General features: G+C 62.2%; 8 protein-coding genes and 2 pseudogenes. 4 read left to right on the top strand and 6 right to left on the bottom strand.

Annotation, left to right across the window (positions count from 1 at the left end; all coding sequences use genetic code 11):
- Positions 1-29 precede the first annotated feature (29 nt).
- Positions 30-1,373 (bottom strand): MFS transporter, encoded by a 1,344-nt coding sequence (locus OPU96_RS17355; protein ID WP_498559429.1) that lies wholly within the window; start codon positions 1,371-1,373, stop codon positions 30-32.
- Positions 1,374-1,495: 122 nt separating this feature from the next.
- On the opposite strand from OPU96_RS17355, the gene OPU96_RS17350 reads away from it, so the two are divergent.
- On the top strand, positions 1,496-2,380 hold the full coding sequence (locus OPU96_RS17350; protein WP_226456573.1) for a LysR family transcriptional regulator: 885 nt from the start codon (positions 1,496-1,498) through the stop codon (positions 2,378-2,380).
- 3 nt (positions 2,381-2,383) lie between these two features.
- Here the strand turns inward: OPU96_RS17350 and OPU96_RS17345 are convergent, their stop codons facing one another.
- The 4 genes and pseudogenes from OPU96_RS17345 to OPU96_RS17330 all read right to left on the bottom strand — a co-directional run bounded on the left by OPU96_RS17345 (position 2,384) and on the right by OPU96_RS17330 (position 4,774).
- Complete coding sequence (locus OPU96_RS17345; protein ID WP_498559406.1) at positions 2,384-2,959, bottom strand: flavin reductase family protein; 576 nt, start codon at positions 2,957-2,959, stop codon at positions 2,384-2,386.
- Between the two features lie 60 nt (positions 2,960-3,019).
- Positions 3,020-3,448 (bottom strand): annotated as a pseudogene (locus OPU96_RS17340) (methyl-accepting chemotaxis protein); the annotation flags it as partial.
- Between the two features lie 111 nt (positions 3,449-3,559).
- Positions 3,560-4,246, bottom strand: a pseudogene (locus tag OPU96_RS17335) (PAS domain-containing protein); the annotation flags it as partial.
- Positions 4,247-4,441: 195 nt separating this feature from the next.
- The gene (locus tag OPU96_RS17330) at positions 4,442-4,774 is read right to left on the bottom strand and encodes a DUF2790 domain-containing protein (RefSeq protein WP_226456576.1); all 333 of its coding nucleotides are present in this window, start codon (positions 4,772-4,774) and stop codon (positions 4,442-4,444) included.
- Positions 4,775-4,998: 224 nt separating this feature from the next.
- Here OPU96_RS17330 and OPU96_RS17325 point away from each other — a divergent pair, with 224 nt between their 5' ends.
- From OPU96_RS17325 to OPU96_RS17315, 3 genes are all read left to right on the top strand, one after another.
- Entirely contained in the window at positions 4,999-6,318 is a 1,320-nt protein-coding gene (locus OPU96_RS17325; protein ID WP_498559405.1) for an OprD family porin, read from the top strand.
- Between the two features lie 342 nt (positions 6,319-6,660).
- Entirely contained in the window at positions 6,661-7,335 is a 675-nt protein-coding gene (locus OPU96_RS17320; RefSeq protein ID WP_192297818.1) for a heavy metal response regulator transcription factor, read from the top strand.
- Entirely contained in the window at positions 7,332-8,732 is a 1,401-nt protein-coding gene (locus tag OPU96_RS17315) for a heavy metal sensor histidine kinase (protein ID WP_305392021.1), read from the top strand. The genes OPU96_RS17320 and OPU96_RS17315 overlap by 4 nt, the downstream gene beginning before the upstream one ends.
- A 131-nt stretch (positions 8,733-8,863) precedes the next feature.
- Here OPU96_RS17315 and OPU96_RS17310 read toward each other — a convergent pair whose 3' ends face one another.
- Entirely contained in the window at positions 8,864-11,992 is a 3,129-nt protein-coding gene (locus OPU96_RS17310; RefSeq protein WP_498559404.1) for a CusA/CzcA family heavy metal efflux RND transporter, read from the bottom strand.
- Positions 11,993-12,007: the final 15 nt, after the last annotated feature.

Below are 12,007 nucleotides of genomic sequence, written 5' to 3'. Positions count from 1 at the left end.
CGCAGGCAAGCCAGCGCCCACATTGGTCTTCAAGTTGTTTCCAGAATTGAGCTCGGCTCAATGCTGCGATCCTTCAGCCCCAATGCCACCACCGCGCCCACCAACGCAATCCCCGCACTCCACCACAACGCCCGCTCGATCCCGCCGACATTGGCCACCGACACCAACACCGCCAGCCCCAGCGCCCCACCAATCTGCTGGCTGGTGGACGCCATCCCCGCCGCCACGCCCTGCTCGCCCGGCCGGATGCCCAACCCCGCCGCCACCCACATCGCCGTCCACGTCATGCCCTGGCCGATGCTCAAGATGAAAATCCCAGGCAGCAGCGACCAGAATCCCACGCCAGTCGGTAATGCCCAGCACACCAGCGCAATCCCCACAGCCCCTGCCAATTGCCCGCTGACCAGCGTATTACGCAAGCCGATCCTGGCCAACGCACGCTCCGCCAACCCGATGCCGAACGTGCACACCAAGGTCGCCGGCAGAAACGCCAAGCCCGTCTGCAACACGCTGTAGCCATAGACCTGCTGGTAATACAGCGCGAGGAAGTAGTACTGCACGCCGAAGCTGCTCATGAACACCGCTGTTAGCACCATCGCCATGCGCAGTTCGCGGTAGGCCAGCAGCCGCAGCGGCATCAGCGGGTCGCGGCCGCGATGTTCGATCCAGGCGAACATCGCCAGCAACGCCATGGCCAGGGCCAGGCAACCGAGGGTCGGCGGCGCCGTCCAGCCCCACTCCGGGCCTTGCACCAGGGTGAACACCAGCAAGGTGCCGCCGACAGTCACGGTCAGCGCGCCGCTGATGTCAAAATTGCGCCCGCGCGCCCGTTCGCCATCGGCGGGAATCCAATAGCGCGCCGCCCACGCACACCCGCCGGCCAGCGGCACGTTCACCAGGAACACCGCTTCCCAGCCCCACACCTGGGTCAGCACGCCGCCGAGCAATGCGCCGAGTGCCAGGCCCGCCGCCGACGCCGCGCTCCACACCGCAAACGCACGATTACGCGCAGGCCCTTCGGCGTAGTGGGTATTGATCAGCGCCAGGGTCGCCGGGAACAACAACGCCCCGCCCACACCCTGCACCGCCCGCGCCAGCACCAGCAACACCGCGCTGCCACCGAGCACCGCCGCCAGGGAGGCCAGCGCATACAGCGACTGCCCGACCCGGTACAAGCGGCGCTTGCCGAGTAAATCCGTGGCCCGGCCACCCAGCAACAAAAAGCCGCCGAATGCCACGCTGTAGGCACTCACCACCCACTGCAATTGCTGGGCGGAAAAATCCAGGTGCGCACCGATCTGCGGCAACGCGACAAACACGATGGTGGCATCGAGGGCGATGATCAGTTGAGCAGTGGCCAGCAGCATCAGCATCCAGCCGGAGGGTTGAGAGGGAGACATCACAGCGTCCTGTCCGAAAATGAAGTGCGGCCAGTGTGTTTTATGCGCAATAGATGATAAATAGCGCTATCTCTCTTTCAGTAATGACTTTAATCATGGATCTGAACGCTGTCCGCCTGTTGGTCCGCGTGGCCGAAACCCGCAGTTTCACCCGTGCGGCCGCGGACCTGGGGCTGACTCAGTCCGGGCTGTCGCGCGCCATCTCGCGCCTGGAAAACGAGCTGGGCGTACGCCTGCTGCAACGCAACACCCGCAGCGTCAGCCTGACGCCCGACGGGCAGATGCTCTACGAACGCAGCGCGCCGTTGCTGGCGGAATTGGCCGAAGCCGAAAAGCTGATGCTCGACCGCCGTGGCAGCCCCTCCGGCCTGCTGAAGATCAGCACGCCGTCGCTGTTCGGGCGCAAGGTGGTGATGCCGGTCATTGGCGAGTTGACCCTGCGCTACCCCGAGTTACGCATCGAAGCGGTCATGACCGACCGCCTGGTGGACATCGTCGACGAAGGCTTCGACGCCTTGCTGCGCACCGGCGAGATCCAGGACCAACGCCTGATCGCCCGCGCCCTGGCGCCGCTGCGCTGGGTCACGGTGGCCGCCCCCGCGTACCTCGCCCGCTTCGGCACACCGCAACGCGTCGAGGACCTCAAGCACCACCACTGCCTGACCGTACGCAACCTGCGCAGCGGGCGCATGGTGGACTGGCAGTTCATGCTCGATGGCAAGGTGCAGGACGTGAACGTCGAAGGGCGGCTGATCTTTGACATTGGCGACGCGTTGGTGGACGGCGCCGTGGGCGGTTTTGGCATCGCCCAGGTGATGGATTTTGCCGTACGCGACGACCTGGCCGACGGCCGCCTGGTGCCGATCCTGGAGGACTTCGCCGGGCGCAGCCGGGCCATCTCGCTGGTGTATCCGCCGTCCCGCCAGTATTCGCCGAAGTTGGTGGCGTTTGCCGAGGCGCTGGCAAACGCGCGCTGGTAGGGCTTAAAGCTGGCGCCCGATAATCGGTGCGCCGATGCTCAGGAAGTTGCCGCCGGCAATGTGATGCAAGGTACGCAACGAATCCTGGCCGTCGAAGTGCCAGTGGCCGTCGCTGAACACCCGCGTATCGGCATACGCCGCAACCACTTCGCCAAGGAACAAATCGTAGGTGTCCTGGTTGTGCGGTTCAGGCAGCAGGCGGCATTCCAGCCAGGCGACACAACCTTCCAGCAACGGCGCCTCGGTATGTTCACCGCTGAACACCTGTAGGCCATAGGTAGCGAATTTGTCTGTCTCGGTGCCAGTCGTGTTACCAACGGTCTGTACGAGATCGGCCTGGGCCACGCACGGCACTTGCAGCACGAAGGTGCCACTGGCCTCCAGCAACTGGCGGGTCCAGGTGGACTTATCCAGCACCACGGCGACTTTCGGCGGTTCGAAATCCAACGGCATCGCCCAGGCGGCAGCCATGATGTTGCGCTGGCCGTTATGCGCCGCGCTGACCAGCACAGTCGGCCCGTGGTTGAGCAAGCGGTAGGCCTTGGACAGCGGAACGGGGCGACGGTGGGTCGGGCTCATGAAAGGTCGGCTCTTCAAACGAGAAAAAACCTACGATACCTCAAGCATGAACCCGACGGGTCAGTTGGTCAGCTGGTTGGCGAACTGGCCCACCGCACTGACGACCTTCTGCGCGCCGTCCTGGATCTCGACGATCACCGTGCCCGCTTCAGCCGCCAGGGCCAGGCCTTGCTCGGCTTGCAGGCGACCGTCGGTCATCAGCGCCACCGCGTCGCGGGCCATGTCCTGGTTCTGACGGACTACCCCGACGATTTCCTCGGTGGCCTTGCTGGTGCGTGACGCCAATTGCCGCACTTCATCGGCCACCACCGCAAACCCACGGCCTTGCTCACCGGCGCGCGCGGCTTCGATGGCCGCGTTAAGCGCCAGCAGGTTGGTCTGCTCGGCAATGCCACTGATGGTCTTGACGATACTGCCGATCACTTGGGACTGGGCATTCAGCGCCTCGATGCCTTCGCCGGCCTGTTGCATGTGCGTGGCCAGGTCACGCATCACGTCCACTGCCTGGGTCACGACCCTGGTGCCACGCTGGGCGCTTTCATCGGTATGCAGCGAGGTGCCGTAGGCGATGTTGGCCGCGTCGGACACCGCTTGCTCACGGTTGACCTGATCGGTGATCACCGTGGCGAACTTGACCACTTTGTACAAGCGATCGGTGGCGTCCATCACCGGGTTGTAGGTCGCCTCCAGCCACACCACGCGGCCATGGCTGTCGATCCGCTTGAAGCGCGCTGCCACAAACTCACCGTTGTTAAGGCGCTTCCAGAAGTTCTGGTACTCGGCACTGTTGTATTCCTCCGGTTCGCAGAACATGCGGTGATGCTTGCCCTTGATCTGCGCCAGGCTGTAACCCATGCCGCCCAGGAAGCGATCATTCGCGGTGAGCACATGGCCACTGAGGTCGAACTCGATCACCGCCGTGGAACGCACCAACGCGGCAATCAGGTTTTCATGCTCGCGCGACGCCTCTATGGTGCGCGTGAGGTCGCTGGAATAAATCGAAAAATGCTTGATGCGCCCGTCCGAACCGCGCACCGGTTGCACGATCGAGCGCAGCCAGGCTTCCTCGCCATTGCCGCGCATCAAGCGCACGGTGCCGGCGTAGTGTTCGCCACGCGTCAGGGCGTTGTTGAAGCGCTGCTGGAACTCGTCCCGGCGCACATGGGCCGGCACCAGCTCTTCAACAGGGCGCCCCAACAACTGCGTGCTCTGGTAACCCAACTCTTGCAGGAAGTTGCTATTGGCCCATTCAATACGACCTGCGGCGTCCAGCGTCAGGCACAGCATCTCGCTTTCCAGGCTCTCCTTGACCTGCTCCAAGCTGGACAGTTCTTCGCGAAGAGCGGACAGCTCCTGCTTCAGGCGGGTGTTGAACATGGGGCACCAATGGTCAATGGGAGAGAAAGATCTGACCTGCATCGGCCCTGCCGGCGTTTTCTTAATAGGCCTTTAGCCCCGGGCCCAACTATATTTTTGCTCCCCTCAGCCGCCATTGCTGCGGCACGCGCCCATCACTTGATACTCAAGCGTCGTCAGCTTGCCGCTGGAGTCTTCATAGGTCATGCGCGACGGCACCGGGCGGCAGCCGCTGATCGGCGGCGTCACGCTGACCACCTTGGCAATATCCAGTGGCATGCCGTAGCGATACACCTGCACCTGGGGCGCGGGCTTGCCATTGCGCGCGGCGTAATCGGCCATGGCCTTTTCATTGCGCTCCATCATCAAGGCAAAGGTCCGGTCGCCGCCGCCTTCGGCCAAAGCACCGAACGACAAGACTGCCGCCAATACACCCAGGCCAAGTTTATAAAAGTTCATCACAAGTTCCTCGTTCAAAGTTGAGTGCCCAGAGTAACGAGCGAACCCTGACGCGACGTTCACCAGAACATTACTTATTTGTTAGGTAACCGTGAGATTCCAAAATTGTAATGTGCGTGCCACTTCACTGTTATCTGTGATTTGCAACTATCAGCACGGGCCAAATCAATAAGAACGCCCACCTCTATAAGAAGCTGATCACTGCCAATACCGAGGAGCGCAACATGCACAGTGCTTACTACACCCTTCCCTTTTCATTGATTGCGGCGCTGCCCCTGGCCGCCGTGGCCGTGGAAGACAAGCCCGAAGGTTTTATCGAAGGCAGCAGCGTGAACGTGCTGGCACGCAATTTCTACTTCAACCGCGATGACCGCAAGGGCCAGTCCAGCCCTACCGGCAATGGCTACTCCGAAGCCTGGGCGCAGGGGTTCATTGGCAAGTTCGAATCCGGCTTTACCCAGGGCACGCTCGGTTTTGGCCTGGACGCGTTTGCCATGTACGGCCTCAAGCTCGACTCGGGCACCGGCCGCAGCGGCGGCAAGGGCTCGTTTGGCGTGCTGCCGGTGGACAGCGGCAACCATCCAGAGTCCGACTACAGCAAATTCGGCGGCGCCGCAAAATTGCGCGTGCTGGACACCGTGATCAAGGCCGGTGACGTGTTCCCGCTCACGCCGGTGGTGGCGTACGGCGACTCGCGGCTGTTGCCGGAAAGCTTTCGTGGCGTGACCGCGCAAAACACCAGCCTGGAGGGCCTGAGCCTGCAAGGCGGACGCTTGAGCGGTATGAGCCAGCCCACCGAGAGCGGCATGGACAACGGCTTTGCGACGTTCTATGCGGGCAAGGTCGACTCACCGTGGATCGGCTATTTCGGCGGTGATTACCAACTCAACAAACACCTGAGCCTGAGCCTGTACAGCAGCCGCTTGAAGGACGCCTGGGACCAGTACTACTTCGGCAGCGCCGCCAACTACCCGCTGAACGATGAGGTTTCGCTGTTCGGCGACTTCAACTATTACAAGGCGGTGGATGAGGGCAAGAAACGGCTGGGTGAGTTCGACAACACCATCTGGAGCGCCAGGCTCGGCGTGAAGATGGGCGCCCACAGCGTGGCCGTGTCGTACCAGCGCAACAACGGTGATGACGACTTCGATTACCTGCGCCAGTCGGACTCGATCTTCCTCAACAACTCGATCCAATACAGCGACTTCAACTCCCCCAAGGAGCGTTCGTGGATGGTGCGCTACGACCTGGACATGCAGCCGTTCGGCATTCCCGGCCTGTCGTTCATGACCCGCTACGGCAAAGGCACCGGCGCCGACTACAGCAACGCCAACGCGGTGTATATGCGCCGCGATGCAGCAGGCGACCCACTGACCGATCAGCGCCGCTGGGAGCGCGACATCGAAGCCAAATATGTGGTGCAAAGTGGCAACTTGAAAGACCTGTCGCTGCGCTTGCGCCAAGCCACGGTGCGTTCCAGTGCATTCGAGTCGGACCTGGAAGAAGTGCGCTTGATTGCCGAATACCCGCTGGCGATTCTCTGAATCATTACATTCGTTCGCGCTTGACTAACATCTGTTCACAACTAGCCAGTTATCAAAACTGTAATATTGGCCTCACCTTCTCGTTAAGTTGAACTTTATAGACTGGCTTCAACTTGCAACACCGAGCACATTCATCTCTGAAGCTTTTGTGTAGCTCCTTTGGAAAGAGATGGATTTTTTAACGCCCCATTGGGGCGTTTTTTTTGCGTGCTCACTTAGTTGCGACAGAACGTCGCAGTTGACCCTGAAGTCACTTCACGGTTCAGAATTTTCCTACTCCCCCAACAACAGCCTCCATAAGGAAATGGACTCCCTTCTCTTTTCGAAAAAGGTAAACCCCCCATGCGTATCCTTGTGGTTGAGGACGAGCAAAAAACCGCCGCTTATTTGCAGCAAGGCCTGACTGAAAGCGGCTACGTGGTCGATTGCGCCGCCAACGGTATCGACGGCCTGCACCTGGCCCGGCAGCATGCCTATGAACTGGTGATTCTCGACGTCAACCTGCCAGGCAAGGATGGCTGGGAAGTACTCGAACAACTGCGCCGCGACGGCAGCCAGCGCGTGATGATGCTCACCGCCCGTGGGCGCCTGGATGACAAGATCAAGGGCCTGGACATGGGGGCCGATGATTACCTGGTCAAACCCTTCGAGTTTCCCGAATTGCTCGCGCGGGTGCGTACGTTATTGCGACGCAGTGAACATATCCCACAGCCGGAAGTGTTCTGCGTGTCGGACCTGGAACTCGACCCGCGCCGCCATCGCGCCTATCGCGGCAACCGCAGGATCGACCTGACCACCAAAGAGTTCGCCCTGCTCCAGGTACTGATGCGCCAGACCGGCGAAGTGATGACCCGCACGCAGATTATTTCCCTGGTGTGGGACATGAATTTCGACTGCGACACCAATGTGGTGGAAGTCTCCATCAGCCGCCTGCGCGCCAAGGTGGATGACCAGAGCGAGGTCAAGTTGATCCACACCATTCGTGGCGTCGGCTACGTGCTGGAAGCGCGCCCATGAAGACCGGCAGCCTGTCGATGCGCCTCGGCCTGACGGTCAGCCTGATGGGTGCCGGCCTGGTGCTGCTGCTGGCCAGCCTGGCTTACCTGGCCCTGACCCATGAGCTGGAAAAACTTGCGCGCAAGGGTCTGGAAAGCAAGATGGAACAGATCCAGCACAGCCTCGCCCAGGGCCTGGACGCTCGCGACATCCGCGCGCGCCCGCACTCGCTGTTGGACCTGGTCGTCGGCCACGATAACTTCTACCTGAGCATCGTCGGCACCGCGCCCGACGAGCGTGTGCTGCTCAGCGTCGGTGCCAAGCCCCAGGTGCCGCTGCTCACCGACTACCCGCACCGGGAAACCCTCGGCTACCTCAACTGGGAAGACAGCGACGGCAACCAGGTGCTCAGCGCGTCCAGCCTGATGCGCCTGGCCAGTGGCGAACGCGTGCGCGTGCTGCTGTCCCTGGACCGCATGGACGACCAGGCCCTGCTCAGCGCCTACCTGCGCGCCACTGTGGTGGCATTGCCCTTGTTGTTGCTATTGATCGGCATGGGCGCCTGGTGGCTGGTGCAGCGCGGGTTGGCACCGTTGAAGCAGTTCAGCCACGTCGCCGCCCAAGTCACCACCCAGGACCTGACCCATCGCCTGGCCCTGGACAACCTGCCCCAGGAACTGCGCGAGCTGGCCCAGGGCTTCAACGTGATGCTCAACCGCCTGGACGCGGGCGTGCAGCAACTGTCGCAATTCTCCGACGACCTGGCCCACGAACTGCGCGCGCCCCTGACCAACCTGATGGGCAAAGCCCAGGTCACACTGTCACGCCAACGGCCGTCGGAGGAATACAAGGCCGCGCTGGAATCCGGCACCGAGGAGCTGGAGCGTTTGTCACGCATCGTGTCCGACATGCTGTTCCTGGCCCAGGTCAGCCACCCGGCGGCGCGTGCCTCGTTTGTGCCGGTGTCGTTGACCGATGAAGCCCGTCGGGTCATGGAATTGTTTGCCCTGAGCGCCGAAGACAAACAGCTCAACCTGACCCTCAGCGGCGATGCCCAGGTACAGGGTGATCGCCTGATGATCCAGCGCGCCCTCTCCAACCTGCTGTCCAACGCGATCCGCCACAGCCCACGCGGTGGGCACATTGCCCTGCTGGTGGAAACGTATGCGCAACAGGTGTCCGTGTCCGTCAGCAACCCCGGCGCGGGCATTGACGCCCGGCATTTGCCGCACCTGTTCGAGCGTTTCTACCGCGCCGACAACAGCCGCGCCCGCACCGAAGGCGGCACCGGCCTGGGGTTGGCCATCGTGCGCTCGATCATGACCCTGCACCAGGGCCAGGCCGAGGTACGCAGCCCACCGGGTGGCATCACCTCGTTCCGCCTGATATTCCCCCTCCCCTGCGACCAGCCTAAGTAGTGAGCGGGCTTGCCCCGCGCTGGGCGGCGAAGCCGCCCCAATAAGACCGCCGCGATGTTTCAGGGAGACCGAGGTGCCTGGATTTGGAGCGGCCTCGCCGCCCGGCGCGGGGCAAGCCCGCTCACTACACGTCAGTCTTGTTCTTTGTGGTGTGCCCATTGGTACAACGCCGGCAGCACCAGCAAGGTCAGCAACGTCGAGGAAATAATCCCGCCGATCACCACGGTCGCCAGCGGCCGTTGCACTTCGGCGCCGGTGCCAGTGGCAAGCGCCATGGGGATAAACCCGAGGGACGCCACCAGCGCCGTCATCAACACCGGGCGCAAACGGGTCAACGCACCTTCGTTGATCGCCACCGACAGCGAGCGCCCTTCCTCGCGCAGGTTGCGGATGAACGCAATCATCACCAGCCCGTTGAGCACCGCCACCCCGGACAACGCGATAAAGCCCACCCCCGCCGAGATCGACAGCGGAATATCCCGCAGCCATAGCGCCATGATCCCACCCGTCAGCGCGAACGGAATCCCGGTAAACACCAGCAGCCCGTCCTTGAGGTTGTTGAACATCATGAACAACAGCCCGAACACCAACAGCAGCGCCACCGGCACCACGATACGCAAGCGTTCGGAGGCTTCCTTCAACTGCTCGAACTGGCCGCCCCAGGTGGTCCAGTAACCCGCCGGCACCTTGACCTTGGCATTGATTGCCGCTTCGGCCGCGGCCACAAACGAGCCAATGTCACGCCCGCGTACGTTGGCGCTGACGATCACCAGGCGCTTGCCGTTTTCGCGACTGATCTGGTTGGGGCCGAGCACCAGGTCCAGGCTGGCCACTTGGGACAAGGCGATAAAGCCCAACTGGCCGGATGCGTTTGCGGGCACCGGGATCAACAGTCGCGACAAGCCGTCAATATCGGTGCGCAGCGCGTCGGACAAACGTACGACCATGGCAAAACGCCGGTCGCCTTCGTACAAGGTTCCGGCCTGGCGTCCTCCGACGGCCACGGCGATGGTGTCCTGGACATCACCGACATTCAGGCCAAAACGTGCGGCCTTGTCGCGGTCGATATTAATGGTCAGCACCGGCAGGCCAGAGGTCTGTTCCACCTTCACTTCCGAAGCGCCATCGAGGCCCTTGAGCGTATCGGCGATGGCGTCGGCGGTCTGGTTGAGCACCGCCATGTCATCCCCAAACACCTTCACTGCCACATCACTGCGCACTCCGGAAATCAGCTCGTTGAAGCGCAACTGGATCGGTTGCGAAAGTTCATACGCGCTGCCCGGCACAATCGCACTGGCGCGCTGGATGTCGGCAATCAGGGTTTCACGGGATTTGCCCGGGTCTGGCCATTGGTCCTTCGGCTTGAGCATCACGTAACTGTCGGAAATATTCGGCGGCATCGGGTCGGAAGCAATTTCCGCGGTGCCGGTGCGGGCAAACACCCGCTCGATTTCCGGCACCTGGGCCATCAAGGTGGTTTCCAGTTGCTGCTGCATGTGCACCGATTGCGTCAGGCTGGTGCCGGGCACGCGCAGGGCCTGCTGGGCAAAATCACCTTCGCTGAGGCTGGGGATAAATTCGCTGCCCATGCGGCTGGCCAGCACCCCGGAGCCGAGGATGCTCAGCAGCGCCAGGCCGAATACCAGCGGCCGCCGCGCCATCACCCCCTCCAATACCGGCGCATAGGCCCGACGTGCAGTGCGCATCACCAGGTTTTCTTCTTCCTTGACCTTGCCGGTGACAAACAGCGCAATGGCAGCCGGCACGAACGTCACCGACAGGATCATCGCGCCGAGCAAGGCGATCACCACGGTGAAGGCCATGGGATGGAACATTTTCCCGGCCACGCCGGTGAGGGCGAAGATCGGCAGGTACACCACCATGATAATCAGTTGCCCGAAAATCAGCGCCCGCCGTGCTTCCTTGGCGGCGGCGAACACTTCGTGCAGGCGCTCGCTGCGGGTCAACAAGCGGCCGTGACGCTGCTGCGCATGGGCCAGGCGACGGATCGCGTTCTCGACGATCACCACCGCGCCGTCGACGATGATGCCGAAGTCCAGCGCACCGAGGCTCATCAGGTTGGCACTGACTTTGTTGGTGAACATGCCGGTAAAGGTGAACAGCATCGCCAGCGGGATCACCATCGCGGTGATCAGCGCCGCACGGATATTGCCGAGAAACAGGAACAGCACCGCGACCACCAGCAGCGCGCCTTCGAAGAGGTTTTTCTTGACGGTGGCAATGGCTTTTTCGACCAGGTTGGTGCGGTCATACACCGTGACCGCCACCACGCCTTCGGGCAGTGATCGGTTGATCTGTGCGAGTTTTTCCGCCACGGCCTGGGACACGCTGCGGCTGTTTTCGCCAATCAACATGAACACCGTGCCCAACACCACTTCACGGCCATTTTCGGTGGCGGCGCCGGTACGCATCTCACGGCCGATGTCGACCTCAGCGACGTTTCGCACACGAATCGGCGTACCGTCCGACGTGGTGATGACAATGTTGGCAATGTCGTCGATCGACGCCACCTGCCCCGGTGCGCGGATAAGCAGTTGCTCGCCGCTGCGCTCGATGTAACCGGCGCCGACGTTGGCGTTGTTGCGCTCAAGCGCGGTGACCAGGTCGTTCAAGGTCAAGCTGTAGGCGGCCAGGCGCTTGGGGTCGGGGGCGATCTGGTATTCCTTGGCAAAGCCGCCGATGGTGTTGATCTCGGCCACGCCCGGCACGTTGCGCAGTTGTGGCTTGATGATCCAGTCCTGGATCACGCGCAAGTCGGTTGGCGTGTAGGGCGTGCCGTCGTCCTTGAGTGCGCCGTCCTTGGCCTCCACGGTCCATAGGAAAATTTCCCCAAGGCCTGTGGAAATCGGCCCCATTGCAGTCTCGATGCCAACCGGCAATTGTTCTCGGGCGACTTGCAGGCGCTCGTTGACCAGTTGGCGGGCGAAGAACAAGTCGGTGCCGTCCTTGAAAATCACCGTTACCTGGGACAACCCGGAGCGCGACAGTGAACGGGTCTGCTGCAACCCCGGCAGGCCGGCCATGGCGGTTTCGATGGGAAAGGTGACGCGCTGTTCGGTCTCCAGCGGCGAGAAACCCGCCGCCGCCGAATTGATCTGCACCTGCACGTTGGTGATGTCAGGCACTGCGTCGATGGGTAGCTTCTGATAGCTGGCGATACCGACACCGGCCATCAACAGCACCGCCAACAGCACGATGATGCGCTGCTCGATGGCGAATTGGATAAGGCGCTCAAACATGGGGAATCACTCGCA

It is taken from the genome of Pseudomonas sp. RP-B7, assembly GCF_059803535.1.
Note: the sequence above shows the minus strand (reverse complement) of the source record. Positions and strands in the feature narration are given on the sequence as shown.

Bases quoted from the DNA above. Each gene is read 5' to 3' on its own strand.
- OPU96_RS17355 (WP_498559429.1), bottom strand. From the start codon at position 1,373: ATGCTGATGCTGCTGGCCACTGCTCAACTGATCATCGCCCTCGATGCC.
- OPU96_RS17350 (WP_226456573.1), top strand. From the start codon at position 1,496: ATGGATCTGAACGCTGTCCGCCTGTTGGTCCGCGTGGCCGAAACCCGC.
- OPU96_RS17345 (WP_498559406.1), bottom strand. From the start codon at position 2,959: ATGAGCCCGACCCACCGTCGCCCCGTTCCGCTGTCCAAGGCCTACCGC.
- OPU96_RS17330 (WP_226456576.1), bottom strand. From the start codon at position 4,774: ATGAACTTTTATAAACTTGGCCTGGGTGTATTGGCGGCAGTCTTGTCG.
- OPU96_RS17325 (WP_498559405.1), top strand. From the start codon at position 4,999: ATGCACAGTGCTTACTACACCCTTCCCTTTTCATTGATTGCGGCGCTG.
- OPU96_RS17320 (WP_192297818.1), top strand. From the start codon at position 6,661: ATGCGTATCCTTGTGGTTGAGGACGAGCAAAAAACCGCCGCTTATTTG.
- OPU96_RS17315 (WP_305392021.1), top strand. From the start codon at position 7,332: ATGAAGACCGGCAGCCTGTCGATGCGCCTCGGCCTGACGGTCAGCCTG.
- OPU96_RS17310 (WP_498559404.1), bottom strand. From the start codon at position 11,992: ATGTTTGAGCGCCTTATCCAATTCGCCATCGAGCAGCGCATCATCGTG.